Origin of the sequence: Bradyrhizobium sp. Y36 (genome assembly GCF_002531575.1) — a bacterium.
In the GTDB taxonomy this organism is placed as follows: domain Bacteria; phylum Pseudomonadota; class Alphaproteobacteria; order Rhizobiales; family Xanthobacteraceae; genus Bradyrhizobium.
Map to the genome: position 1 here is coordinate 416,994 of NZ_NWTI01000001.1, position 25,988 is coordinate 442,981.

General features: G+C 64.5%; 24 protein-coding genes and 1 pseudogene. 10 read left to right on the plus strand and 15 right to left on the minus strand.

What is annotated here, in order from left to right; genetic code table 11:
* Positions 1 to 144 precede the first annotated feature (144 nt).
* Together CO669_RS01995 and CO669_RS02000 are read left to right on the plus strand one after the other, a co-directional pair.
* Entirely contained in the window at positions 145 to 699 is a 555-nt protein-coding gene (locus tag CO669_RS01995) for a hypothetical protein (protein ID WP_198963768.1), read from the plus strand.
* Between the two features lie 3 nt (positions 700 to 702).
* On the plus strand, positions 703 to 1,002 hold the full coding sequence (locus tag CO669_RS02000) for a winged helix-turn-helix domain-containing protein (RefSeq protein ID WP_097657513.1): 300 nt from the start codon (positions 703 to 705) through the stop codon (positions 1,000 to 1,002).
* Between the two features lie 156 nt (positions 1,003 to 1,158).
* Here the strand turns inward: CO669_RS02000 and CO669_RS02005 are convergent.
* Both CO669_RS02005 and CO669_RS35570 read right to left on the minus strand, forming a co-directional pair.
* A pseudogene (locus tag CO669_RS02005) lies at positions 1,159 to 1,629 on the minus strand (REP-associated tyrosine transposase); the annotation flags it as partial.
* A gap of 21 nt (positions 1,630 to 1,650) precedes the next feature.
* The gene (locus CO669_RS35570) at positions 1,651 to 1,800 is read right to left on the minus strand and encodes a hypothetical protein (RefSeq protein ID WP_158228730.1); all 150 of its coding nucleotides are present in this window, start codon (positions 1,798 to 1,800) and stop codon (positions 1,651 to 1,653) included.
* Between the two features lie 621 nt (positions 1,801 to 2,421).
* On the opposite strand from CO669_RS35570, the gene CO669_RS02010 reads away from it, so the two are divergent.
* From CO669_RS02010 to CO669_RS02025, 4 genes are all read left to right on the plus strand, one after another.
* Positions 2,422 to 3,672, plus strand: coding sequence for a HEPN domain-containing protein (locus tag CO669_RS02010; protein WP_143278600.1), 1,251 nt, complete (start codon positions 2,422 to 2,424; stop codon positions 3,670 to 3,672).
* A 232-nt stretch (positions 3,673 to 3,904) separates the two neighbouring features.
* Entirely contained in the window at positions 3,905 to 4,621 is a 717-nt protein-coding gene (locus tag CO669_RS02015) for an AbiU2 domain-containing protein (RefSeq protein WP_143278601.1), read from the plus strand.
* Positions 4,622 to 4,804: 183 nt separating this feature from the next.
* Positions 4,805 to 6,088: a phosphoribosylamine--glycine ligase gene (purD, locus tag CO669_RS02020; protein ID WP_097657516.1), complete on the plus strand. Its 1,284-nt coding sequence runs from the start codon at positions 4,805 to 4,807 to the stop codon at positions 6,086 to 6,088.
* A 216-nt stretch (positions 6,089 to 6,304) separates the two neighbouring features.
* A complete protein-coding gene (locus CO669_RS02025; RefSeq protein ID WP_097657517.1) occupies positions 6,305 to 7,207 on the plus strand; it encodes an alpha/beta fold hydrolase in 903 nt (300 codons plus the stop codon).
* A gap of 163 nt (positions 7,208 to 7,370) precedes the next feature.
* On the opposite strand, the gene CO669_RS02030 is transcribed toward CO669_RS02025, so the two are convergent.
* Positions 7,371 to 7,829 (minus strand): nucleoside deaminase, encoded by a 459-nt coding sequence (locus CO669_RS02030; protein WP_097657518.1) that lies wholly within the window; start codon positions 7,827 to 7,829, stop codon positions 7,371 to 7,373.
* 119 nt (positions 7,830 to 7,948) lie between these two features.
* Between CO669_RS02030 and CO669_RS02035 the strand changes: the two genes are divergently transcribed.
* Entirely contained in the window at positions 7,949 to 10,018 is a 2,070-nt protein-coding gene (locus tag CO669_RS02035) for a pseudouridine synthase (protein WP_198963769.1), read from the plus strand.
* 2 nt (positions 10,019 to 10,020) lie between these two features.
* On the plus strand, positions 10,021 to 10,575 hold the full coding sequence (gene rsmD / locus CO669_RS02040; RefSeq protein ID WP_097657520.1) for a 16S rRNA (guanine(966)-N(2))-methyltransferase RsmD: 555 nt from the start codon (positions 10,021 to 10,023) through the stop codon (positions 10,573 to 10,575).
* Positions 10,576 to 10,674: 99 nt separating this feature from the next.
* Here the strand turns inward: rsmD and mutL are convergent, their stop codons facing one another.
* Positions 10,675 to 12,489 (minus strand): DNA mismatch repair endonuclease MutL, encoded by a 1,815-nt coding sequence (mutL, locus tag CO669_RS02045; RefSeq protein ID WP_097657521.1) that lies wholly within the window; start codon positions 12,487 to 12,489, stop codon positions 10,675 to 10,677.
* A gap of 240 nt (positions 12,490 to 12,729) precedes the next feature.
* Here mutL and CO669_RS02050 point away from each other — a divergent pair, with 240 nt between their 5' ends.
* Complete coding sequence (locus CO669_RS02050) at positions 12,730 to 13,047, plus strand: ribbon-helix-helix domain-containing protein (RefSeq protein WP_097657522.1); 318 nt, start codon at positions 12,730 to 12,732, stop codon at positions 13,045 to 13,047.
* A gap of 226 nt (positions 13,048 to 13,273) precedes the next feature.
* Here CO669_RS02050 and CO669_RS02055 read toward each other — a convergent pair whose 3' ends face one another.
* Genes CO669_RS02055 through CO669_RS02070 form a run of 4 tightly spaced genes read right to left on the minus strand, consistent with a single transcriptional unit; the run spans position 13,274 to position 16,243 of the window.
* Entirely contained in the window at positions 13,274 to 14,842 is a 1,569-nt protein-coding gene (locus tag CO669_RS02055; protein WP_097657523.1) for a GMC family oxidoreductase, read from the minus strand.
* A 30-nt stretch (positions 14,843 to 14,872) separates the two neighbouring features.
* Positions 14,873 to 15,421, minus strand: a complete 549-nt coding sequence (locus CO669_RS02060) for a Twin-arginine translocation pathway signal (protein WP_097657524.1) — start codon at positions 15,419 to 15,421, stop codon at positions 14,873 to 14,875.
* Positions 15,422 to 15,460: 39 nt separating this feature from the next.
* Positions 15,461 to 15,856, minus strand: a complete 396-nt coding sequence (locus CO669_RS02065) for a VOC family protein (protein WP_097657525.1) — start codon at positions 15,854 to 15,856, stop codon at positions 15,461 to 15,463.
* A complete protein-coding gene (locus tag CO669_RS02070) occupies positions 15,857 to 16,243 on the minus strand; it encodes a c-type cytochrome (RefSeq protein WP_097657526.1) in 387 nt (128 codons plus the stop codon).
* Between the two features lie 301 nt (positions 16,244 to 16,544).
* Between CO669_RS02070 and CO669_RS02075 the strand changes: the two genes are divergently transcribed.
* Positions 16,545 to 16,844, plus strand: a complete 300-nt coding sequence (locus tag CO669_RS02075; protein ID WP_097657944.1) for a hypothetical protein — start codon at positions 16,545 to 16,547, stop codon at positions 16,842 to 16,844.
* A 59-nt stretch (positions 16,845 to 16,903) separates the two neighbouring features.
* Here the strand turns inward: CO669_RS02075 and arfB are convergent, their stop codons facing one another.
* The 7 genes from arfB to CO669_RS02110 form a co-directional block, all read right to left on the minus strand.
* A complete protein-coding gene (gene arfB, locus CO669_RS02080; RefSeq protein WP_097657527.1) occupies positions 16,904 to 17,320 on the minus strand; it encodes an alternative ribosome rescue aminoacyl-tRNA hydrolase ArfB in 417 nt (138 codons plus the stop codon).
* A 114-nt stretch (positions 17,321 to 17,434) separates the two neighbouring features.
* On the minus strand, positions 17,435 to 18,802 hold the full coding sequence (locus tag CO669_RS02085) for a M16 family metallopeptidase (RefSeq protein ID WP_198963770.1): 1,368 nt from the start codon (positions 18,800 to 18,802) through the stop codon (positions 17,435 to 17,437).
* The gene (locus CO669_RS02090; protein WP_502694449.1) at positions 18,799 to 20,193 is read right to left on the minus strand and encodes a M16 family metallopeptidase; all 1,395 of its coding nucleotides are present in this window, start codon (positions 20,191 to 20,193) and stop codon (positions 18,799 to 18,801) included. The genes CO669_RS02085 and CO669_RS02090 overlap by 4 nt, the downstream gene beginning before the upstream one ends.
* 189 nt (positions 20,194 to 20,382) lie before the next feature.
* A complete protein-coding gene (locus CO669_RS02095; RefSeq protein ID WP_097657530.1) occupies positions 20,383 to 21,105 on the minus strand; it encodes a hypothetical protein in 723 nt (240 codons plus the stop codon).
* A gap of 96 nt (positions 21,106 to 21,201) precedes the next feature.
* Positions 21,202 to 21,696 (minus strand): signal peptidase II, encoded by a 495-nt coding sequence (gene lspA, locus CO669_RS02100; protein WP_097657531.1) that lies wholly within the window; start codon positions 21,694 to 21,696, stop codon positions 21,202 to 21,204.
* 8 nt (positions 21,697 to 21,704) lie between these two features.
* The gene (gene ileS, locus CO669_RS02105; protein ID WP_097657532.1) at positions 21,705 to 24,713 is read right to left on the minus strand and encodes an isoleucine--tRNA ligase; all 3,009 of its coding nucleotides are present in this window, start codon (positions 24,711 to 24,713) and stop codon (positions 21,705 to 21,707) included.
* A gap of 218 nt (positions 24,714 to 24,931) precedes the next feature.
* Positions 24,932 to 25,915 (minus strand): bifunctional riboflavin kinase/FAD synthetase, encoded by a 984-nt coding sequence (locus CO669_RS02110; RefSeq protein WP_097657533.1) that lies wholly within the window; start codon positions 25,913 to 25,915, stop codon positions 24,932 to 24,934.
* Positions 25,916 to 25,988 lie beyond the last annotated feature (73 nt).

A 25,988-nucleotide genomic window follows, 5' to 3' on the forward strand; every position in this document is an offset into this window, starting at 1 on the left:
CGAGCCTCATCCTGAGGAGACCGCCACCGGGTCCGCGCAAAGCGCGGCCCGATGACAGGCTCCGCGGTCGTCTCGAAGGACGAGGCGCTTGCTCCGCTGTCACCGCGCGTTGGTTGTGATAGCCGTAACGCAGAAAGGCACGACATGATCGACAGCAAGGAAGCATCCGCGGCGCTGGCCGATATCGACGACATCGTCCAGCGCCTGAAGCAATCGCAGCTCTACGAACTGGCGAGCCTGGCTGCGGTGTGGTGGGGCGTCATCGTGTTCGCAGCCAATCTCGTGACCTGGCTCTGGCCGATCTACGCGGGCTACGCCTGGGTTGCCGCGGATGTCTTGGGCGTCGGCGGTCTGGTCGCGCTCCGCGTGCTGAATCCGCCGCAACACGCCAGCGGCTCCGCGGCCAGCATCAGGATGCTGCTGGTGCTCGCGCTGTTCTTCGCCTTCGGCTATCTCTGCACTGACGTGATCGGCCATTTCGGTCCGCGCCAGCTGGGCACGTTCTGGCCACTCTATTTCATGCTGTTCTACACCATGGCTGGACTCTGGTTCGGCCATGCCTTCCTGGCGATCGGCCTCGGCATCGCCGCGCTGACGCTGTTCGGCTTCTTCTATATCGGCGAGGCCTTCCCGCTCTGGATGGCCTTCGTCAACGGCGGCGGCCTGATCCTCGGCGGCGTCTGGATGCGGCGGATCTAGCGCATGGCCGAGCTCGACGACATCATCCACCAGCCGCTGCGGCTGAAGATCATGGCGGCGCTGAATGCGTTGCCGGTGTCAGCCGGCCTCGAATTCGCGCGGCTGAAGAAGCTCACCGGGGCGACCGACGGCAATTTGGGGGCGCACATCGAGACGCTCGCCAAGGCGGGGTATGTCTCGGTGGAGAAGGCGTTCGTCGGGAAGAAGCCGCAGACGACGGTGACGGCCACGGCGGCAGGCCGCGGTGCGTTCGCGCGGCATGTGGCGACGTTGCAGGAGATCATTGCGGGGAAGCAGGGGTAGCGGCTGCCGTCATTCCGGGGCGCGCCCCCTTGGGCGCGAACCCGGAATCCATCGCACGCCGATGCTGCCGCTCAATGGATTCCGGGCTCGCGTTGCGCGCACCCCGGAATGACGGTTCGTAGGATGGGTTGAGCCCTTGCGAAACCCATCGCCTCTCTATCCCCGCTCACCATAATCGCGACCGTCATCCGACTGATCGCCGGCCCAATCGTCCGGGTAATTGCCAAGCTTGACGTGACGATGAAACGAGGAGGGCGCCCAGTCACGGACTCGGTTCACGAGCCCGTGCTTGACCGGATTGATATGAACATAGTCGACATGCCGCGCGAAATCGACTTCGTCACGAATGGTGTGCTCCCAATATCTGCGTTGCCAAATGCCCCGTTCACCTCTAGCCGAGCGGCTTTGGGATATCCTCTCATTGCGCGGCAGGCCGCGCGAAAAGTTGGATTTGATCAGTTGCCAGCGCATTACAAAATCGGAATCACCGTCCGGCAGCGTCCAAACCGTGTGAAGGTGGTCGGGCAGCACCACGATGGCATCGATGGTGAATGGATGGCGCTGGCGCGTTTCGCGAAACGCACCGCGCAACACCTCGATATGATCCGTCGACAAGGAGCAGCCGCGCTTGAAATCTGCACGCGCTCCTTATCGCCAGGAACGAATTGATGACACCGCCGTTGATGCCCAGTCCAATGGATGCGCGTGTGTCACAACAATCACAACACCGGCAAGCACACCTAGGCCGAAGATCGTGAGTTGCCAGCGCAGCGCGTAGATCGTTTCGAGGTCGAACATCTCCAAATCGAACGACCTCCAGCGAAGTCTGAATTTTGGACGCGGCGGTCCACCCCCTGCCACGACGGACATTGGTAGATTCTCCTTAAAGCTTGTTCAACTTCAAATAGAGCGCAGCCGATCTTTCGCGAGCATGCCCTACAAACTGTGTCTCAGGTACACGGCTTACATAAGTTAAACCGAACTAGCCCGCGTACCGTTCCATTTAGTATCTAGTTCGAATTTTTTTGAGCGTTCACGGATTATTGGACACCAAAGTGCCTCTCACGTTCAATGCTCAACTTAGGTACTAACCGTCTTGCAGATCAGCGCGAGACTATATTTTTTGTACAACCGCCAATTTTCTACACAGATTCAGCGATTATCGCTTCCTACAACACCCGTAGTCGTCCGGTTTAGCTACTTAAACGCGGCCGACTTTAAGCTTCCACCACCTAACGATAGATCAATAGAAGATACTACTTAACAAAAATTGTTCACTATTTGTTCTAAAAAATATAATAGCGCAATCGCCATTCAGAATGGGCAACTACGGTGACAGTGCACTCAATGACGACTGTTATCGAGCATCCAAGCCTTATGAATTGAGTGCACTGTCACCGCATGTAGGTTTTGGCTCTTGTGGACCTGGAGGACGAGTTGTCTCACGAAGGGGACCGTGAAATTCTCGTCGCAGCTATCGAGCGCGCAGACGACGCCTTCAAGAAGATCCGACCATCGCCGTCGTTCTTGAGCTCGACGCCGAAAGGCATTCTCGACGACTTGGCCTCGGCCCTTGAGCGCTGCGAAGTCTATAAAGCCGTGGCGGGTAACATCCTGTTCAACGGCTCCTCCGGTCCGATAATAACGTCGTCACTCTTGGCGCCTCGGCTTTTTGATAAACGATCTCATTGGGACGGAACGAAGTGGGTCGAGGATTTCCCGTTTGCTGCCGACTGGCTCATCCAACTCCTGACCACGCAAAAGGCGAAAGCGCACCTTCGGGTCGCGATCTGGGGCTTCTCCGTCAAAGAAGAGGTCAAGATAACGGATGAGATGCGCGTGCTACCATTTAGCGCTCTACCGGATACGTTCAGCAGACACCGGATTCTGAACCGGGCCAAAGATCACACGGGTCGAGATCTGTGGCTATCTCCGGCACACTACGGCGTCCCGGGAGCCGCATTCGAACTGGCGATTCCCGGCCTGTCGTTCATAAGCGAATACGGCTATTGCTTCGGGCAAATCTATGACCGGCAGATGGTCACTAAGGAATTTTGGAGCTTCATCCAAGCAGCGACTACCGGCCATCCGGTGGCGCTGTGCACTTGGGTCGATTACGAGAACCGCGAGCTCGAGTTCTCGGAGGGAGATAAGTGGCCCGAGTGGATACTTCCTGAGATCATGCCACGCATCCAAGCGGCGGTGCCCATCGACGCCCAAAGGATCAAGCAAGACTGGGAGGCATACGGCAAACTTCCTAGCGACACGCGGTCGAGCCTTTCGCGCTCCATTGACCGGTTCGTGCTCAGCAAGTGCCGCCATCAGTTTGTAGACCGCGTGCTCGATCTAGCTCTCGCGTTCGAAATCGCCGTAGGCGGCGGGAGAGGCGATAATGCTCCCGCAAGCTGGAAGGTCGCGGTTCGATCCAGTCAAATGATAGGCGGCGCTCTCGGGGTTCGACAGGAGCTTCGCGGGAAACTAAATCATATGTACCACCTCAGGAGTAGGGCTACGCACGGCGGCACCATGGACTCAAAAGACCTCGCCGATCTTAAAGCAACCGTAAACGAATGCTCACAAATCTACGTCGCGCTGATCCAAAGTTTTCTAGCTTTAGGCGCAAAGCCGGACTGGCAGAGATTCGAGCTTGAGCCACGGACGGACCAATGACGATCTCATTTGCTCTCATTTTGGAGCGCTGACATTACTAAATGACCCGGTAGACCATTGCCCGCTTGCGTCGCTGCGCTCGCAGAGTGTCCGGTTCCCCGCGCCGGTCGCGAGGGATGGGCAATCGTTACAGATGACGTGCCAAGCCGAGGACAGCATCGGACGACAGAAACGCGGGGATAAACTCCACCGCTCTGTTGCTGGCCTGGTGAGCTTAGCCCTTCATACCAACATGTCGAAAGGTAACGATGCCGAGAAGGCGATTGCTCGCCTGCCGAAGCCAGACCGGCTCCGGCTTGCCAAAGCTAAAATGAAGAAGGTGCTCGATCACTTCCTCTACGTAGTCGAACTGCACGCCAACAATTCGTTCGTGGTGTTTTCGCCGGTGCTGGCGTCTCAAATTCCCCGATCCTACGCAGCAAACGCGTTCAGGATCTTTCAGCTCAGTATGTACCAGATCGAGATCGTGCGTCTTTGCGCAATCTGGGACGGCGTCGACCTCGACAAGGAGAACATTCCGACAGTCGTCGCGCTGATTGACGATAACGAGCTCATCGAGATGCTGGCCGCTGAAGCGCGTAGCCAACACCAAGACCAGAGAGACCAGCAGTTTGCAGAAGAGCGCGCATCGCAGGCTCGGACGGAGCTGTTGCACGCAATGGCAGACGCCCGCTCCGTTCTTAGCTCAGCGCGGTTGGCCTCGATCATGAACGTTCGGGACAAGTACCTCGCGCACTCACTCGAAACGACACGCCGCGAGAAGAACGGACCTGTCCAGCCAATGAAGTACGGAGACGAAACCAAAGTGATGGATGCCTCGATACCGATTCTCGAAAGTCTCTATTGCTGGGTGAACGGCACGAGCTTCTCGATTGAGAATTCGCAAAGGATAGATCAGAAAAACGCCGAGGCGTTGTGGAGCGGCTGCAAGTTCGTGGCCCTTCGTTGAAGAGCCTCCGCGCCGGGTAGATGCGAAGGCCGCGAAGCAACCCAGGCACAAACGGCGAGGAAAAGGGACAGTAGGGGCTGGCCACGCCCCGCAATGACGGGAAGTTCGCCACCGCCCCCCTTGAGCCCCACCCCGATTCATGCGACCTCCGCCCCATCCAAACCCCTCATCCTTGAGCCCTCGATGCACATTCTCCTCCTCGGTTCCGGCGGCCGCGAACATGCTCTGGCGTGGAAGATCGCAGCCTCGCCCCTGGTGACCAAATTCTGGTGCGCGCCCGGCAATGCCGGCATCGCCAGGGAGGCGGAATGCGTGGCGCTCGATGTCGCCGACCATGCGGCGGTGATCGCCTTCTGCAAGCAGAACAAGGTCGAGCTGGTGGTGGTCGGGCCGGAGACGCCGCTGGCGGCCGGCATCGTCGATGATCTCACCGCCGCCGGCATCAAGGCGTTCGGGCCGAACAAGATCCCGGCCCAGCTCGAAAGCTCCAAGGGGTTCACCAAGGCGCTGTGCACCGAGTTCGGCATTCCCACCGGCGCCTACCAGCGCTTCACCAACGCCGCCGACGCGCGCGCCTATGTGCAGAGCCAGGGCGCGCCGATCGTGGTGAAGGCCGACGGGCTTGCCGCCGGCAAGGGCGTCGTCGTCGCCAAGACCGTGCGCGAGGCGGAAGATGCCATCGCCATGATGTTCGAGGGCGCCTTTGGCGAGGCCGGCACTGAAGTCGTGATCGAGGAATTTTTGCCGGGCCGGGAGATCAGCTTCTTCGCGCTGTGCGACGGCGAGACCGCGATTCCGCTGGCCTCCGCGCAGGACCACAAGCGCGTGTTCGACCACGACGTCGGCCCGAACACCGGCGGCATGGGCGCCTATTCGCCGACGCCGCTGGTGACGCCTGCCGTCCACGACGCGATCATGGCCAAGATCATCCTGCCGACGGTCGCGGGCATGAAGCAGCGCGGCACGCCGTTCCGCGGCATCCTCTATGCCGGCATCATGCTGACGACGCAGGGCCCAAAACTGTTCGAGTTCAACGTGCGCTTCGGCGACCCCGAATGCCAGGTGCTGATGCTGCGCATGATGAGCGACATCGTGCCGGCGCTGCTGGCGTCCTGCGACGGGCAGCTGAAGAATTTCGACCTGCGCTGGCACAAGGAAGCCGCGATCACCGTGGTGATGGCGGCCAAGGGCTATCCCGGCGACTACCAGAAAGGGACGCGCATCGAGGGGCTCGATGAGGCCGCCAAGGTTGACACCGTCGAGATCTTCCACGCCGGCACGGTGGCGAAGGACGGTGCGATCCTCGCCAATGGCGGCCGTGTGCTCAATGTCTGCGCGCTCGGGGCGACCGTGACCGAAGCGCAGGCCCGCGCCTATCAGGCCGTCGACCGCATCAAATGGCCGGAAGGTTTTTGCCGCCGCGACATCGGCTGGCAGGCGGTGGAAGCCGAGAAGGCCAGGGGCTAGCGAGAGCCGGCCCGAACGCCCGGACGGTGCGCAAAGCGCGCCGATCTGCACTTTTCGGGCTTCGGCGTCACCGCGCCGCCACATCCGCATTCCAGAATGTGCAATCGGCTGTTGAGGTTAGCCGCCCCGCCGATGATACCGCTACTGTGCATGGGGTTGTTTTCGACTTTTCGTTTTGTCGGGGCGGCCCTGGACTGACCATAAGGATGCAACAAGATGTCCGACCTTGCCGACCTCTATCCGGGCTTTGGCTCCGAATGGATCGATACCTCGTTCGGCCGGATCTTCGCCCGCGTCGGCGGCAGCGGGCCGCCGCTGCTGCTCCTGCACGGTTTCTCCGAGACCCATGTGATGTGGCACCGCGTGGCGCCCGAGCTTGCGAAGGACTTCACGCTGATCATCGCCGACTTGCCGGGCTACGGCTGGTCCGACATGCCCGAGAGCGATGCGCTGCACATCCCCTACAGCAAGCGCGCGATGGCGAAGGCCATGATCGAGGTGATGGAGCGGCTCGGCCACGTGCACTTCGCGCTGGCCGGCCACGACCGCGGCGGCCGCGTGTCGTACCGGCTGGCGCTGGACCATCCGGGCCGGCTGTCGAAACTCGCGGTGCTCGATATCCTGCCGACCTATAATTACTGGGAGTGGATGAACCGCGCCTATGCGCTGAAGATCTATCACTGGACCTTCCTGGCGCAGCCCTATCCGCTGCCGGAGACGCTGATCGCGAGCCAGGGCGAGTTCTTCCTGCGCTTCAAGATGGCGAGCCAGACAGGAGCGAAGACGCTGGACGCCATCGACAGGCGCGCGCTCGAGCACTACCTCGCCCCGTTCCGCGATCCCGCCCGCATCCATGCGATGTGCGAGGATTATCGCGCCGGCGCCTATTTCGACTACGACGTCGACAAGGCCGATTTCGAAGCCGGCAAGAAGATCACCGTGCCGATGCTCATCCTGTGGGGCAATGCCGGCATCGCGCAAGCCGCGGCGACGCCGCTGGACGTCTGGAGGCAATGGGCGACCAACGTCGAGGGCATGCCGGTGGAGTCCGGGCACTTCCTCACCGAGGAGAACCCGGAGGTGACCGCGAAGGCGCTGCGGGAGTTTTTTGCGGGGTAGCAACGCCGTCCACCACACGTTCAACTGTCATCGTCCGCCTAGTGCGCAATTGCGCACAGGGGCGGACGATCCAGTACTCCGTGACGGCAGTGGTTGAACCGACAGGCCGCGGCGTACTGGATGCCCCGGTCAAGCCGGGGCATGACGGCGGAGTGCGTATCTCCTACCGCCGCTCCCGAAAGAACTCCTTGAGCAGCCGGGCCGCCTCGCTCTCGCCGACGCCGGAATAGACGTCGGGGGCATGGTGGCAGGTCGGCGAGGCAAAGAACCGCACGCCTGATTCCACCGCGCCGCCCTTGGGGTCGGCAGCGCCGTAATAGAGCCGCCGCACCCTTGCAAAGGAGATCGCGCCCGCACACATGGTGCAGGGCTCCAGCGTCACGTAGAGGTCGCAGTCGATCAGGCGCTCGCTGCCGATCTTTTTAGCGGCTTCGCGCAGCGCGACGATTTCGGCATGGCCGGTGGGGTCGTAGTCCGTCAGGGTCCGGTTGGCGGCGGTGGCGATGACCTCGTAATTGCGGACGATGACGCATCCGATCGGGACTTCGCCCGCTTTTCCGGCGTTTTCGGCCGTTTTGAGCGCCAAATCCATGAAAGAGGGGGCTTTCAAGCCTCGTATCATCCGAAGAAACCTGCTAGTAGCTGCGCCTTCAGCAGAAGTGCTTACCGATTTTGCCTTGAGCATGCGGCTCGCAATGAGCGCGCACAATGCTTTTGGCCATCCCCTGAGTGAGATTATCCATGCCTCGCGACAGCGACAAAGACAACGATTCCCGCGGCCGGCGAGGCCCGGCCCGAGGACCGGCAAAAGGCGGCCGCAGCGGCAAGGCGCGCGGCCCCGAGAAGAAATTCGCCAAGCGCGGCTTCGAAGGCAAGAGCGATGCCCGCCCGCCGCGGGGCGATCGCGACAGCCGTCCGCCGCGCGCCGACCGCGGTGATCGCCCGTTCCGCCGCCGCGAAGAGGGCGATGCCCCGCGCCGCGATTTCAGTGACCGTCCGCGCTTTCAGCGCGACGACCGTGGCGGCGAGGGCCGCGGCGAGCGCAGCTTCAAGCCGCGGGGCGACCGTCCGTTCTCCGATCGCCCCTCGCGCGATGGCGAGAAGCGGCCGTTCAAGCCGCGCGGCGATCGTCCGTCCCATGGCCGCGACGACCGTCCGCCGCGCCGGGATCGCGACGAGTCTCGTCCCGCCGGCCGGTTCGGCGACAAGAAGTTCGGCGAGAAGCGGCCGTATTCGCCGCGTGGCGACCGTCCGGAGCGCAAGTTCGAGGGCGAGCGGAAGTTTTCGCGGGGCGGGCCGGATCGCGACCGCGGTGATCGCGGGCCGCGCGAGGAGCGTGGCGAGCGCAGCTTCAAGCCGCGTGGCGACCGCCCGAATTTCGATCGCGGTGATCGCGCGCCGCGCGGCGATCGTCCGGAGCGCAAGTTCGACGGCGAGCGCAAATTTTCGCGCGGCGCACCGGATCGCGACCGCGGGGATCGCGGACCGCGCAAGGATTTTGGCGCTCGGGACCGCGGCGCAGACAAGCCGTGGCAGAAGCGCGAAGGCGGCGGTGAGGATCGTCCGCGTTTCTCGCGCGCGCGCGATGATCGCGCCTCGGGCGATCGTCCGTTCCGTGACCGCCCGAAATTCGATCGCCCGCGCGAGCGCTCCGAGGGGCGCTCCGACTGGCACGAGCATCCGCGCAGCGAAGGCCGTTTCGGCGACCGTCCGCGCCGTGAAAACGAGGATGAGAGCAGGATCTTCGAGAAGCGCCCCGCCTTCGGCGGACGTGGCGCCTATCGCGAACGCGATCGCGATTTCGACCGCCGTCCGCGGCGCGAAGAGCCGCCGAAGCCGAAAAAGGCCGGCGAGCGCATCGCCAAGGCGCTGGCGCGTGCGGGGCTTGCCTCGCGCCGCGACGCCGAGGAGATGGTCACGCAGGGCCGCGTCACCGTCAACGGCCGTGTGATCAATTCACCCGCGCTCGACATCACCAAGAACGACGTCGTCCTGGTCGACGGCAAGCCGTTGCCCGAGCGCGAGCGCACGCGGCTGTTCCTCTATCACAAGCCGCGCGGGCTGATGACGACGCATGACGATCCCGAGGGTCGTCCGACCGTGTTCGACAATCTGCCCGAAGGCCTGCCGCGCCTGATCTCGGTCGGCCGGCTCGACTTCAACACCGAAGGCCTGCTGCTGCTCACCAATGACGGCGGGCTCGCGCGCACGCTCGAGCTGCCCGACACCGGCTGGCTGCGCCGCTATCGCGTCCGCGCCCATGGCGACGTCACGCAGGCGCAGCTCGACGAGCTCAAGAACGGCATCGATGTCGAGGGCGTCAAATACGGCCCGATCGAAGCGACGCTGGAGCGCGACCAGGGCGCCAATGTCTGGCTGGTGTTCGCGATCCGCGAAGGCAAGAACCGCGAGGTGCGCAATGTCTGCGCCCATCTCGGGCTAGAGGTGAACCGGCTGATCCGGGTGTCCTACGGCCCGTTCCAGCTCGGCGAGGTCCCCGAAGGCCAGGTCGAGGAGATCCGCTCGCGCGTGCTGCGCGAGCAGCTCGGCGACAAGGTGATCGAGAAGTCGGGCGCGCAGTTCGACGTGCCCTCGAAATCCGCGCGCGTCGACGATGCGCCGAGCGAGAAGAAGCCCGTCAGCAAGCGTGCCGTCATCAACGACCGCAAGGGCCGCCGCGTGCTGGTGCAGCGCACCGGCAGCGAGGAGGCGCGCGAGCGCAACGAGGAAGAGGCGAGCGGCTATGGCCCGCCGCGCCGTCCCAAGCGCGGCTATCACGGCAAGCGCGACCTGACGCCGAAGGAGGACTAGGGTTGCGCGTCGTCGGCGGTCGCTTGAAGGGGCGCAATCTGGCCTCACCGTCCTCGCGCGACATCCGCCCCACGGCGGACCGCCTGCGCGAGTCCGTGTTCAACATCCTCGTGCATGCCTATGACGATCCGATCGAGGACGCGCGCGTGCTCGATCTCTTCGCCGGCACCGGCGCACTCGGCATCGAAGCATCCTCGCGCGGCGCGAAGTTCGTGCTGTTCGTCGACAATGGCGCGGAGGCGCGCGCCCTGCTGCGCAACAATGTGGAGTCGCTCGGCCTCGGCGGTGTCACAAAGGTCTACCGCCGCGACGCGACCGATCTGGGCCCCGCGCATCCCGTCGAGCCGTTCTCGCTGGTGTTCCTCGATCCGCCCTACGGCAAGGGTCTTGCGGAGAAGGCGCTGGCTTCCTTGCGCGATGGCGGCTGGCTGACGCCGGGCGCGCGGCTGGTGGTGGAAGAGGCGAAGACCGCGCAGTTCGCGACGCCTGATGGCTTCGAGGAGCTGGAGCGGCGGGCGTATGACGACACGGAGTTCGTGTTTTTGAAGAGGCCGTAGAAGCTGTAGGATGGGTAGAGCGAAGCGAAACCCATCGTCTCGCCGCGCGGCAGAATTTGATGGGTTTCGCTTCGCTCTACCCATCCTACGGGATCGGGGTCACCGCCGCCCGAACAGCTTCTCCACGTCGCTGAGCTTCAGCTCGACATAGGTCGGCCGGCCGTGGTTGCACTGGCCGGAATTCGGGGTGTCCTCCATCTCGCGGAGCAGCGCGTTCATCTCTTCGGGCCGCAAGCGGCGGCCGGCGCGCACCGAGCCGTGGCAGGCCATGGTCGCGGCGACGTGCATCAGGCGGCGCTCCAGCGGCAGCGCCTCGTCCCATTCGGCCATGTGCTCGGAGAGATCGCGGAGCAAGCCGCCGGCATTGGTCTTGCCGAGCAGCGAGGGCGTCTCGCGCACCGCGACCGCGCCGGGGCCGAAGGATTCGATGACGAGGCCGAACGAAGCCAGCTCCTCGCTGCGCTCCAGCAGCCGCTCCACCGTCGCCTCGTCCATCTCGACGATTTCGGGGATCAACAGGATCTGCCGCTGCACGCCGTTTGCGGCGAGCGAGGCCTTCAGCCGCTCATAGACGATGCGCTCATGCGCGGCGTGCTGGTCGACGATGATCAGGCCGTCGCGGGTCTGCGAGACGATATAGGTCTCGTGGATCTGCGTGCGCGCCGCGCCGAGCGGGCGATCGACGAGATCGCTCGCGGGCTGCGTCTCGATCCGCACGTCCGCGCTGGGGGCACCGACATCGAATGCGCTCTGCGCGCGCTCGGCGAAGGCGGGCGCGGCCGAGCCGTCGAACGACCGCATCGGCGCAACGGGCGCAGACGGCGAGGCGCGCCAGTCCCAGCTCGCGGGGCGTTGCGGCGTGAACGCAGGGCGGAACGCGGACAACGCGCTCTCGCCGCTGTTGGCCGCGGTGCGGCGGCCCTCGCGTGCCAGCGCCTCCTTCAATCCGTGCACGATCAGCGCGCGGACGAGGCCGGCATTGCGGAAGCGCACTTCGGTCTTGGCCGGGTGCACATTGGCATCGACCTCGCGCGGATCGAGCGTGACGAACAGCGCCAGCACCGGATGGCGGTCGCGCGGCAGATAATCGGAATAGGCCGCGCGCACCGCGCCCAGGATCAGCTTGTCGCGCACCGGGCGGCCGTTGACGAAGAGATATTGGCCGAGCGCGTTGGCCTTGGTGAGGGCAGGCGCGGCGGCGTAGCCCGCGACGACCACGCCCTCGCGCTCGGCATGGACCTCGATGGCATGGCTGCGGAATTCAGCGCCGAGGATATCGCCGAGCCGGGTCAGACGGCCGGCGGCGCCGGGCAGCGCAGCGGCCCAGGTCACCGGCGCGCGCTCTTCGCCCGCGAGCGTGAAGGCGACGTCGGGCCGCGCCATGGCGAGCCGCCGGACCACCTCGCGGATCGCCTCGGCCTCGGTGCGGTCGGTCTTCAGGAACTTGAGCCGCGCCGGGGTCGCATAGAAGAGATCGTTGACCTCGACACGGGTGCCATGGGCCAGCGCCGCCGGCATGATCTCGGATTTCTCGCCGCCCTCGACACTGAGCGCCCACGCATGCGGCTCGCTGGCATGGCGGGTGGTGATGGAGAGACGCGCCACCGAGCCGATCGAGGGCAGCGCTTCGCCGCGGAACCCGAGGGTGCGGATCTGGAGCAGATCCTCGTCATCGAGCTTGGAGGTGGCGTGACGCTCGACCGCGAGCGCGAGATCCTTCGCGGTCATGCCGCTGCCGTCGTCGGTGATGCCGATCCGCCGCCGCCCGCCGCCATCGGTGAAGACGTCGATCCGGCTCGCGCCGGCATCGATGGCGTTCTCGACCAGCTCCTTGACCACGCTCGCGGGCCGCTCGACCACCTCGCCGGCGGCGATGCGGTTGACGACCTGTTCTGGGAGCTGGCGGACGGGCATGAGGATTTCGATCTGGATTCGCGGACAACGCTATTCTAGGCCGTGTTGCGTCAAAAGCATGTGTTGGGCAACAGGATCGTGGGCGCCTGGGGAAGAGGGCTGCCTATCACATTGAAGACATTGGGCGTTCGAGAAAATCGCGCAACCGGGGTGGCGCTACGTTCGGGCACCATCCTGATTGTGGGGTGCCGGGGCACGGTGTAGCATCGTGAAAAAACGGCAACAGGACGGGAGGACGCCATGTGCCATCTCTTCGCGCACCAGCCCCAACGCGACTACGAATCCCAGACCCGCTCGCTGCGGATCGACGGCCATTGCACCTCGATCCGGCTGGAAATGTCGTTCTGGGATACGCTGGAGGAGATCGCCGCCAAGGAGAACATGAGCGTCGGAAAATTCCTGACCACGCTCTACAACGAGGTGCTCGACCACCACGGCGAGGTCAACAATTTCGCCTCGCTGCTGCGCTGCTCGTGCCTGATCTATCGCTCGAAGGCGATGATGCCGGTGCAGGAATTCAAGGCTACGGTGACGCCGATCCTCGACGCGGCCGAGTAGTCGCTATGGCGCGAGCCCGTATTCGCATTCTCGATGTCGTCCCCGCGAAAGCGGGGACCCATACCGCGGAATCCATCGAGCGCAGATGATCGGAGTCCCGGGCGACTAATCTTCGTCAAACTGTTTCCTGTGGTTATGGGTCCCCGCTTTCGCGGGGACGACACCTTGAGTGTGGATACAGAGTCGTCGCCAAGGTTGTCCTGGCGAGTGCGACGGCAACGTCAGATCAAATCTCCTTCTTCTGCATCGCCCCCGCAATGTAGTCCGCCTGGCGGATCGCCAGCGCGACGATGGTCAGCGTCGGGTTGCAGGCAGCTCCACTGGTGAACTGGCTGCCGTCGGAGACGAACAGGTTCTTGACGTCGTGGCTCTGGCCGAACTTGTTGACCACGCCGTCTCGGGTCTTCTCGCTCATCCTGTTGGTGCCGAGATTGTGCGTGCTGGGATAGGGCGGGGTCGGATAGGTCACGGTGGCGCCGACGGCGTCATAGACCGCCGCGCCCTGCTTGTAGGCGTGGGCGCGCATCGCGAGATCGTTGGGATGATCGTCGAAATGCACGCTTGCGACCGGCTGTCCGTGCTTGTCCTTCACGACGGAATCGAGCGTGATGCGGTTGGTCTCCTGCGGCATGTCCTCGCCGACCAGCCACATGCCGGCCATCCTGGGATAGCCGTCGAGAGCCGCCGTGAACGGACGTCCCCAGGCGCCGGGATTGAGGAACGCCGCCATGAACGGCAGGCCGAGCGAGAGCGTCTCCATCTCGTAGCCGCCGACGAAGCCGCGCTTCGGATTGTTGGCGGCCTCGTCACGGATGATGCCGGCCATGGTGGTGCCGCGATACATGTGCACGGATTTCTCGAACACGGCGTAGACGCTGCCGGTCATGTGCCGCATGTAGTTGCGGCCGACCTGTCCCGATGAATTGCCGAGGCCGTCGGGGAACATGCTCGAGGCGCTGTTGAGCAGCAGCCGCGGGCTTTCGATCGAGTTGCCGGCGACCGCCACGATGCGGGCCTTCTGCCGCTGCATCGCGCCGCTCTCGTCGGCATAGACGACGCCGGTGACCTTGCCGCCGGCATCATGCTCGATCTTGACCGCCATGCTGCTCGGCCGCACTTCCAGATTGCCGGTCGCCTCGCCTTTGGGGATCTCGGTGTAGAGCGTCGACCATTTCGCGCCGGACTTGCAGCCCTGGAAGCAGAAGCCGATCTGCTGGCAGGAGCCGCGGCCGTCGCGCGGCTGACTGTTGATCGCCATGTTGCCGGTGTGAACGGTCTTGTAGCCGAGCTTCTTCGCGCCGGCTTCCAGCACCTTGAAGTTATTGTTGCCGGGAAGTCCGGGAATGCCGTTGGTGCGGGTCACGCCCATCTTGTCCTCGGCCTTGGCGTACCACGGCTCCATCTCGGCCAGCGTCACCGGCCAGTCCAGGAGGTTGGCGCCGGGAATGTTGCCGTAGGTGCTCTTCACCTTGAACTCGTGCTCGTCGAAGCGCAGCGAGGCGCCGGCCCAATGTGTGGTCGACCCGCCGACCGCCTTGACGATCCAGGCCGGCAGTCCCGAAAAATCCCTGGCGACGCGCCAGGTCCCCGATGTGGTGCGGGCATCGGTCCAGGCGAGCTGGGAAAAACTCTCCCACTCGTCGTTGATGAAGTCGTGGTTCTCGATGCGGGGGCCGGCCTCGAGGATGACAACCTTGACGCCCTTCTGCGCGAGCTCGTTGCCCAGCGTGCCGCCGCCGGCACCGGAGCCGACGATCACCACAACGCTGGAGTCGTTCAGATCGAATTTTGCCATATGCGTTCTCCTGAACCGTTGGGTGGCGGTTTAAGCCTTCGGCAGCCAATCGATGTCGGCGAAGCCGCGGTTGATGTAGCCGCCATGCTCGGCGGAGGAGCCCTCGTAGCCGAAGCGCGGCCAGACCTCTTTCTGGTTGTAGAGCGAGACGATCAGGTCGCCGCGCACCTTCTGGAAGAAGTCGCTCTGCTCGATCTCCTTCAGCAGCACGACGCGGTCGGCTTCCCAGGGCACCTCGGCATAGCCGACCTTGTGGCGGTCGCGCGCGTTCTGATCGAGCCGTGCGATGCCGTCGCTGATCAGCGATTTGACGGACGCGTCCTTGGCCGCCTTGCCGTCCCACGGCTTGATCGCGGTGATGTAGTAGCTGTCGCCGAGCACGTCGTGCGGATAGATGTCGCGTGCGACCTTCAGCAGCGTCTTCATCGTCGCGGGCGAGAGCGCGGTGGCGTCATCGGCCCAGGCATCCTCGATGCTCACGGCAACGCTGGTCGCGACGGCCACGACCGGTACGGCGGTGGCCGCGCCCTTGAGAAAGACGCGGCGGCTGTGCTTGCTTCGACGATCGATTTCTCTCATGGCATTCCTCCGTGGATTTTTATGATTTGGAATTTATTGTCAGCCGAAACGTCCGCCCCGCTGGATCACCTCGATCTTGTAGCCATCGGGATCGCTGACGAAGAAGAAGCGCGCCAGCGTTCGGCCGTCGTGCTTGAAGTCACGCAAGGGGCCCGGTGCGAGCTTCTCGCGCTCGAAGCGGGCATGTTCGGCATCGAGATCCTCGACCACCACGGCGAGATGACCATAGCCGTCGCCGAGCGCGTACGGCTCCTTGCGATCGAAATTCACGGTGAGCTCGACCTCGAAAGGTGAGGAGGGGTGACGCAGATAGATCAGGGCGAAGTCTGCGAATTTCAGATGGTCGGCGACTTCGAGGCCGAAGGCACGCTTGTAGAAATCGAGCGCGCGTGCCTCGTCGTGCACGCGGATCATGGAATGAACGGGCTTTGCCATTCAATTCAGCTCCTTGAGGTAGGTGATGATGGCGGCGCGCGTCTCGGGCTTGGCCTGCCGATAGGCCATGACCACGCCGGGAATGACGGCTTGCGGATTGGTCAGCCAGGCGTCGAGCCGGGCTTCGTCCCAGGCGAACTCCGCCCTCGCCAGGCTGTCTGAGTAACGAAAGCCGTCGATCTTGCCGGCGGGTCGGCCCACGACCTTGAGCAGCGGCGGCCCTTGCCGCATCGGCTCCGACAGGCTTGTGGTGTGGCACACCGCGCATTGCTGCTTGAAGAGTGTCGCACCATCCGGCGGCTTTGCTGCCGGCAAAGGCATTTGCGCGTCGGCAACCCGCGCCATCAGCATCGTCGCGGTGCACAATCCCAGCACGATCACGCGCATCGTCAACAGCCGCCCATCCACATCAACGTGTGCAAACTCTAGGCGGCGTCAGATCGGCGGTGGTAGTAGCGGGCTGTTTCGCCGCGTGCAGAGATGTTCACGGTGTGTGTTGTTCCGCGCTGCCTTATATGCGGAGCACAATTCCGCGAAACCGCCGTCAAATCCCTAAACGATCACCACACGATGCGCATTGCATGGCGTTTGCGCCGCTCGAATTCTCGACGCGATGAAATGGTCCGGTGCAGACGGGCGGCGCGACAGCCGCCGGGCCATTCATCGCGAACAAATCCAGGAGAAATGGATGAAGTTGGTCAAGACCTCGATGATCGCGTGCGCGCTTTCGACTCTCGTCGCGGCGCCCGTCCTCGCGCAAAGCGCGCCGCCCGCCAAGACAGGCACCGTGCAGAGCAAACCCATGCAAGGCAGCACGATGGGCAGCGGTGATGAGGAGATGAGCGCCCAGCCGGGCGCAGCAGGCGAGAAAACGGGCATGAAGTCGACCAAAGGCACCAAGGGCACGGTCGGCACCACGGGCAGCGCTGCGCACAAGGGAACAGCCGACGATTCCACGACGGGCGGCGCTACGGGCAAACGTTACTAGCGGCCTGATGGCATTGCAGAACTCCGGTCGCCCCCGCGGCCGGAGTTTTTGCTGAGCTGCTAATCGTCGAAGCGACCGCCGCGTCCGGCCTTGACGTCGCTGCGGCGCTTCTTGCCCTCGAGCCGGCGCTGCTTGGAGCCAAAGGTCGGCCGTGTCGCGCGCCGTGGCTTCGGCCGGATCATCGCCTCGGCGAGGATCTCGACGAGCCGGTCGATGGCGTCCTGGCGGTTGCGCTCCTGGGTGCGGAAGCGCTGGGCGTGGATCACGATCACGCCATCCTTGGTCATGCGCTGGCCGGCGATGCGGGCGAGCCGGATCGCCGCATCCTCGGGGATGGTCAGCTTGCGCGTGTCGAAGCGCAGCTGCGCCGAGGTCGAGACCTTGTTGACGTTCTGCCCGCCCGGGCCGGAGGCGCGGACAAAGCCGATCTCGATGTCGTCCTCGTCGATGACGAGATCGCGGGATATCCGCAGCATGATGGCACCATCTGTGATGCCCGGACATATCGCGGACGTCCGATTTCGGCAATGGCATGGTGCAAACGCAAATGGCCGGGCGAGCCCGGCCATTTCATCAATCGTCGGCGGCGATCAGTTCGATTTCGTCGCCGGCGGGGCCGCGGGCTGCGCCGCCGCCTGCGGGGCGCGGCCGACGACGACGGTCAGGAGGCCCTGACCCCAGAGCCGCTTGGCGGCGGCCTTGGCGTCGTCCAGCGTCACGGCATCGACGATGGCATTGCGCCTTTCGATATAGTCGATCGGCAGCTTGTCCTGCTGGTACTGCAGCAGCGCCTGCGCCAGCTTGGAGGAGGTGTCGAGCGCCAGCATCTGCGAACCCTTGAGGTAGGATTTGGCCTCGTCGAGCTCCTTCTGCGTCGGGCCCTCCTCGGCGATGCGGCGCACTTCCTTGTCGATGGCGTCGATGGTGTCGCCGGCGCGGTCGGCGCGGGTGCCGGTATTGCCGATGAAGATTGCCGAATGCTCCATCCAGAGCAGCGCTTCATAGACCGAATAGGCAAGGCCGCGCTTCTCGCGGACCTCGCGATAGAGCCGCGAGGACAATCCGCCGCCGCCCAGGATGTGGTTGACGACATAGGCCGCCATGAAGTTCGGATCGCTGCGCTTCACGCCGGGGCCGCCGAAGGTGATCACCGTCTGCGGCACGTCGAGCGTCACGAAGGCGCGCTGCGGCGGTTTTGCGGCATCGACGTCGGGGACCGGCGTGAGGTTGGCCTTGGCCGGAAGGCTGCCGAAGGTGTGGTCGAGCAGCTTGCCGAGCGCCTCCGGATCGACGTCGCCGACAACGGCGATCTTCAGCCCATCCTTGGCGATCACCCGGCCGACATAATCCTTCAGGTCGGCGATCCCGATGTTCGGCACGCTGTCGAGGTTGCCGTTGGTCTGCCGGCCGTAAGGATGATCGCCGAAGGCGACCTCCAGGAATTTGCGGCTCGCCAGCGAGGTCGGATTGGTGGTCTCGCGGCGCAGGCCCGAGATCACCTGCGAACGGATGCGCTCGACATCGGCGGGGTCGAAATGCGGCGAGGTCAGTGCGCTCCGCAAGAGGTCGAAAGCCTCGTCCTTGTTGTCGCGCAGCATGCGCAGGCTGCCGCGGAAGGTGTCGCGGGAGGCGCTGAAGGACAGCTCGATGGCGCGGCGGTCGAGCCGCTCGTGGAAGGTCTTGGAATCGAGATCGCCGGAGCCTTCGTCGAGGAGGTCGCCGACCAGATTGGCGACGCCCGACTTGTCCTTGGGATCCTGCGCAGAGCCGCCGGCAAAGGAATATTCCATCGCGATCAGCGGAACGGTCGCGTCCTGCACGAACCAGGCCTCGATGCCGCCGGGCGAGACCAGGCGCTGGATCTTCGCGGCGGCGAGCGAGGGCGAGATGGCGGCGAGGGAGAGCGCAGCGCCGGCGACGAACGAGAAGGCAACGCGTCGAAGGAAGGGATAGGTCACGAACGCTTCTCCTCGCGCTTGGCGGCACTGGTGTCCTTGATCAGATAGCCCGTCACCGAGCGCTTCTTCTCGAGCCATTTTTGAGCTGCGACGCGAACCTGCTCGGCGGTGACCGCGCGGATGCGGTCGGGCCAGCTCCTGATGTCCTCGATCGACAGGCCCGTGGTCAGCGCGCCGCCATACCAGCGCGCCAGCACCGCCTGGTTGTCCTGGGCGTAGATCGCTTCCGCGATGAGCTGGGTCTTCACGCGCTCCAGATCCTCGGCGCGGATCGGGTTCTGCGCGACATTGGCGATGACGCCGTCGACCGCCTGCTCGACCTCGGCAAAGCTGACGCCGGGTTTCGGCGAAGCCGAGATCGCGAACTGCGTCGGGTCGAGCGAGATGCTCGAATAGCTGGCGTTGGCGGAGACGGCGAGCGGCTTGTCGACGACGAGCGCGCGGTAGAGATAGGAATTGCTGCCGCTGCCCATCAGCTGCGCCAGCACGTCGAGGGCGGCGCTCTCACCGGCCGCGGCCGTGGTCGCCGAGGGCACGAGATAATAGCGCCGCATGCTCGGCTGCTCGACGCGCGGGTCGGCCAGCGTGACGGTGCGCGGCGCGGCCGGCTCCGGCTCCTGCGGACGGACGCGCCGTGCCGGGATCGAAGGCTGGGCCGGGATCGCGCCGAAATTGCGCTCGACCAGCGGGCGGATGTCGGCGGCCTCGACGTCGCCGGCGATCACCAGGATCGCGTTGTTCGGCGCATAGAAGCGGCGGTAGAAGGCGAGCGCGTCCTCGCGATCGAGCTTCTCGATCTCCTGATGCCAGCCGATCACCGGCCGGCCGTAGGGATGATTGAGATAGAGCGCGGCCATGATCTGCTCGTTGAGCCGCGCGTCCGGATTGTTGGCGACGCGCATGTTGTATTCTTCGAGCACGACGTCGCGCTCGGGCAGCACGTTCTCGTCCTTGAGGATGAGGCCGGTCATGCGGTCGGCCTCGAACTCCATCATGGTCGGCAGCTGCTCTTTCGGCACGCGCTGGTAGTAATTGGTGTAGTCGACCGAGGTCGAGGCGTTCTCGTTGCCGCCGACGCGGAGCACGGTCTGGGAGAATTCGCCGGCCGGATGCTTCGAGGTACCCTTGAACATCAGGTGCTCGAGGAAGTGCGCCAGGCCCGATTTGCCGGGCGTCTCGTCGGCCGAGCCAACCTTGTACCAGATCATCTCGGTGACCACGGGGGTGCGGTGATCGGGGATCACCACCACCTGCATGCCGTTGGGAAGCGTGAAGCTGGCGGGCGGCGCCGATGTTACCGTGGTCTGGGCGAGGGCCGCACCGGCCGAGAGGATGCTGGTCGAAAGCAGCGCGGCAAGGAGGCAGGCAGCCGATCGGTAAGAGGACATCATGATCCCTTGAAAAGGCCGAGGTCCGGATGTCCGGCTCGGAAGGCACGGCATGCTACACCGTGCGGCTGAGGCTTCGCGTCACGAAGCAGAGAACCCAACGCGGTGGCAAGTTACTGATATGCAATTTATCGAACGCGGCCGGCGTGCATGACACGCCGGCGCCGGGTTCGCTTCCGAGGGACAGGAACGCTATTGTTCCTTGTCCTTGCCCGACATGATGTCGAAATAGGTCCGGCGCGTCTTGTCCTCGCCTGCACCATAAGCGTAGCTCGGAGACGGGGTCTGGTAGCCCGGCGGCGGTTCGACCAGGGATTGGCGCGGCGGCTCGCTGGTGAATTGCTTGGTCTCGCCCTTGCCGCCCTTCATCATGTTCCAGAGACCGCCGGAGAAGCCGAGCTCGGCAGGGCTGAGCGACGGATTGCCGTTGGTGCCTGGCTGGATCGGATCGTTGCTGGTCCGGGGGGCTGCGGCGACCTGGCCGGCCTTCATCTCGGCGGGCGTCAGCGGTCGGGCGGCCTGCCAGTTCTCGGTTTCCTTGGTGGCCTTCTTGCGCGCGGCGATGGCTTCCTTGCGGCGCTTTTCCTCGGGGTCCTTGGGCCAGTTCGGAGCATTCTTGGCTTCGGTCGCAGGCGGCGGCAGATCGAGCTTGGGCGGCACCACCAGCGGCGAGCGCTCGCGGTATTCGATGCCTTTCTTCTCCATGCTCTTGGCGCCGATGCCGGACATCAGATTGTCGATGATCTTCTCTTCGAAGGTCATGCCATCATCTTCATCGTCGTCGTCACCGGCGCGGGCCGCGCCAGCCGACATCACGAGGCCGATGCCGAGCGCGACAGCGGACAGTTTCAACGCCTGCCAGAACCCCCATCGGGGGTCTCGACCCATCGAACCGCTGGTCTTCGAGCTGCGCATACCTGTACCTGTTCCATATTGTGGCAGATCGCCGCTCAAACGCGGCCAATCCCTCGCAAAAAACGGGTTCCACCTGCCGTTTCGTATCGGCCGGGATCAGGGCGCTTTTGCGGCGGGTACCCCCAGGAAGGAATCATACAATAGCCCCGCCACCCCAGCAACGATGGCCACGTCCGCGAGGTTAAACACGTACCAATTATAGGTATTTCCGCCGATCTCGATGTGGAACAGGGCGAAATCGACCACTGCGCCATAGGCCAGGCGGTCGATGCCGTTGCCGATGGCGCCGCCGATGATCAGGCCCAGCGCGACCGTGGCCAGCCGCGTGTGCGAGCGGGCCATCCAGATCGCCAGCGCAATCACGGCAACGGCCTTCACCGCCATCAGCGCGAGCTGCGCCGCCTGGCTGTCGTTCTGCAGCCAGCCGAAGCTGATGCCGATATTCCAGGCCAGCACCAGGTCGAAGAACGGCGTCACCTTCACCACGCCGCGACGGGCGAGGTCGAACCCGTTCAGCAGCCACAGCTTGGAGGCCTGGTCGGCCGCGAGGGTGACCAGGGCCGCGAGGACGCCGGCGCGGAGCGGGGGCATGCCGGGGATCAGACGCTCACGCCCAACGCCTTCCACTCACGCAGCGCCTGTGCGTCGCGCGGGGTGACGTCGGGGTATTCAGGATCGTCGCCGACAAACTGCGAGATCTTCCAGGAGCGGGCGCATTTGCGACCCTGCGCTTCTTTCACGATCACGCCAATTTCGAACACGCCGTCGATCGTGAACGCGTCCTGGGGGAGCTTCTCCGCGCCGCGGAGGACATGAACCTCGGCGTTCGAGGTGATGCAGACTTCCGCCCAATCGACATCGAACAAAGGTCCCATGAATTCCTCCGCCAGATAGATCTCGGGCGAGGCCTCCAACGAGGAGCCGATGAGCTTGTTCGCGCGTGCAATCTCGAGCGCTCCGGTGACGACCCGGCGTACCGTACGGATCATCTGCCATCTCTCCGCGAGCTTGTCGTCGCGCAGGGCTTCGAGATCGGTCGGGAACAGCGTCAGATGCACCGACGGTTCGGCGTCGGGACGGTACATACGCCAGCCTTCCTCGGCGGTGAAGCTGAGGATCGGCGCCAACCATTTCAGGACCGAGGTGCACAACAGGTCGATCGTCGTCAGCGCCGCCTTGCGCGTCAGCGACGACGGCGGATCGCAATACAGCGTGTCCTTGCGGATATCGAAATAGAACGCCGAGAGCTCGCTGTTGAGGAAGGCGGACAGGGTCGCGACCACGGTCTTGTAGTCGAATTCCCGATAGGCCTTGTCGACGGCGGCGGCACGCATGGCGAGCTCGTGCAGCATCAGCCGCTCGAGCTCGGGCATGTCGGCCGGCGCGACGGCGTCGGCCGGCTTGTAATGATGCAGCGTGCCGAGCATCCAGCGCACGGTGTTGCGCAGCTTGCGGTAGGTCTCGACCGTGTTCTTCAGGATCTCGGGGCCGATGCGCTGGTCGTCGGTGTAGTCGCAGGACGCGACCCAGAGCCGGAGGATGTCGGCGCCGGATTCCTTGATGACGGACTGCGGCTCGATGGTGTTGCCGAGCGACTTCGACATCTTGCGGCCGTCCTCGGCCTGGGTGAAGCCGTGGGTCAGCACCACGTCGTAAGGCGCGCGGCCGCGCGTGCCGCAGCTTTCCAGCAGCGAGGAGTGGAACCAGCCGCGATGCTGGTCCGAGCCTTCCAGATACATCACGGTGTCGGTGCCGCCGTCAACCTTGCGCTTGATGCCTGCGAGGCCCGGGAAATGCACGGGATCCTCGAGCACGAAAGCGTGCGTCGAGCCGGAATCGAACCAGACGTCGAGAATGTCGTCGACCTTCTGCCAGTCTTCGCTCGCGCGCGGCCCGAGGAAGCGCTCGCGGGCGCCCTTCGCGTACCAGGCATCGGCGCCTTCCTGCTCGAAGGCTTCGCCGATACGCGTGTTGACCGCCTCGTCCTGAAGGATCTCGGCGGAGCCGTCGCCCTTCTCGCGCACGAACACGGCGATCGGGACGCCCCAGGCGCGCTGGCGCGAGATCACCCAATCGGGCCGCGCCTCGATCATGCCGTTGATCCGGTTCTCGCCCGACGGCGGCACCCATTGCGTCACCGAGATGGCGTGCAGCGCGCGGGCGCGCAGCGTGTCGCCGCTCTTCGCCTTGCCGCCCTGCGCCACGTCCTTGTCCATCGCGATGAACCATTGCGGCGTATTGCGGAAGATCACCGGCTTCTTGGAGCGCCAGGAGTGCGGATATTGATGCTTGAGCCGGCCGCGCGCGAGCAGCATGCCTCGTTCGACGAGCGCCTTGATCACGGCCTCGTTGGCATCGCCCTTCTCGCCCTTGTCGGTGATGACGCGCTTGCCGGGAAAGCCAGGCGCATGATCGGTGTAGGCCCCGTTCTCGTCGACGGTGTAGGGAATTGCCGTGTTGATGCCGCGCGCATCGAGGTCGCGCGCCTGCGCCATCCAGGCGTCGAAGTCCTCGCGGCCATGGCCGGGGGCGGTGTGCACGAAGCCGGTGCCGGTGTCGTCGGTGACGTGGTCGCCGGGCAAGAGCGGCACGATGAAGTCGTAGCCGCCGGCAAGCCCCTTGAGCGGATGGGCGCATTCGATCGCGTCCATGGTGTCGCCGGGGACGTCGCGGACCTTCTCGAAAGTGGTCACGCGCGCCTGCTTGAAGACCTCTTCGGCCAGCGCGTCGGCGAGGATCAGCAGATCGCCGGTCTTGGTCCAATTGTCGGCGGGCGCGTCCGTCACCTTGTACAGGCCATAGCCGATCTTCGGCGAGAACGAGATGGCGCGGTTGCCGGGCAGGGTCCAGGGCGTGGTGGTCCAGATCACGACGCTGGCGGAGGCCAGTGCACCATGCGCGGGCGAGGTGACCGGGAATTTCACCCACACCGTATCGGAGGTGTAGTCCTCGTACTCGACCTCGGCTTCGGCGAGCGCCGTCTTCTCGACCACGCTCCACATCACCGGCTTGGAGCCGCGATAGAGCGTGCCGTTGGCGGCAAATTTCATCAGCTCGCGCGCGATCTGGGCTTCGGCCGGGTAGCTCATGGTGGCGTAGGGATGGTCCCAGTCGCCGATGACGCCGAGCCGCTTGAACTCCTCGCGCTGCACGCCGAGCCAATGCGTGGCGTAGGCGCGGCATTCCTTCCGGAAATCGATCATCGCGGCGCTGTCGCGGAAGTCGGGCTTCTGCTTGCCCTTCTTGCGATAGTGCTCCTCCTCGACCTTCCACTCGATCGGCAGGCCGTGGCAGTCCCAGCCCGGCACATAGTTGGAATCGAAGCCGAGCATCTGCTGGCTCTTGGTGACGAGATCCTTGAGGATCTTGTTCAGCGCCGTGCCGATATGGATGTTGCCATTGGCGTAGGGCGGGCCGTCATGCAGCACGAACTTGGCGCGGCCGCGGGCAGCCTCGCGCAGCTTCTCGTAGAGGCCGATCTCGTACCAGCGCTTGAGGATCTCCGGCTCGCGCTGCGGCAGGCCGGCGCGCATCGGGAAATCCGTCTGCGGCAGGAACAGGGTCTTCGAATAGTCTTTGGTGTCGGACTTTTGCGGCTTTTCGGACATGAGGCTGACTGGCTCGGAAGGGCGCGGGAACGGATGGCGATGCGGAATCGCGGGGTGAAACGACAAAATCCCGGTCTTGCGCCGAGCCCTTGGGCTCAGGCGGAAGCCGGGCCGCTAATCCCTATGATGCGCCGCGCAAACATGGGCTCTCCATAGCAGGGGGCCAACAGAAGCGCAAAAGGGAAGCGCAAAGGTTCGGGGGAGGCCCGGTTCGGCCCTCAATCGACGATGCCGAGCCGCGGAAACGCGTCCGGGGCCGCGGCCAGGATGGCACGGGCGCGGGCGGAATCGTCGTCCATTTGCCGGATCAGGGCCTCGAGAGCATCGAATTTCAGCTCCTCGCGGATGAAGCCGACAAAGGCGCAGTCCAGCTCCTGCCCATAGAGATCGCCCTTGAAGTCGAACAGGAAGATTTCCAGTAGCGGCGCGCCGTTATCGAAGGTCGGGCGGCGGCCGAAGCTGGCCACCCCGTTCAGCCGCACCTGATCCTTTCCTTGGCCGCGGCCGACCCGCACCGCATAGATGCCGTGCTTCAGCCCGCAATTGGCATCCAGGCGGATATTGGCCGTGGGATAGCCGAGGTCGCGGCCGCGCTTCTCGCCATGGATCACCTCGCCGGTGACGAACCAGGGCGCGCCCAGCATGGTGGTGGCCTCGTCCAGCTGGCCTTCGGCGAGGGCGACCCGGATGGCGCTGGAGGACACCGGCCGCTCGTCGATGTCGACATGCGGCTGCACGTCGACCTCGATGCCGAGCCGGGGCGCCTCGTTGACCAGAAGACCGGGCGAGCCGACCCGTCCCTTGCCGAAATGGAAGTCGTAGCCGACTGCGATTCCGCTGACGCCGAGCCGTCCGATCAGGTCATGGTGAATGAAATCTTGCGCGCTGGTTCCGGCGCGAGCCTTGTCGAAGGTCATGACCACGGCGCCGGCAAGCCCGGTGCCGGCCAGAAGCCGCAGCTTGGCCCGTTCGTCCGTCAGGCGGAATTGAGGGGTGTTGGGGCTGAAAAATCGCCGTGGGTGGGGCTCGAAAGTCAGCGCCAGCGCAGGGCGGCCATGCGTCCGGCCCATTTCCAGGGCCGCGGCGATCACGGCTCGGTGGCCGAGATGAACCCCGTCGAAATTGCCCATGGCCACCACGGCACCCCTTGGAATGGCGGAGTCCGGCGTGGTGTCGCGAATAACGTTAAAATGCGGGGCCATCAGGGGAATTCTCGAACCGGCGGGACCGGCCGGGACCGTGGCGCGACCCGCCCGATGAAGTCAAGCGGAGGGT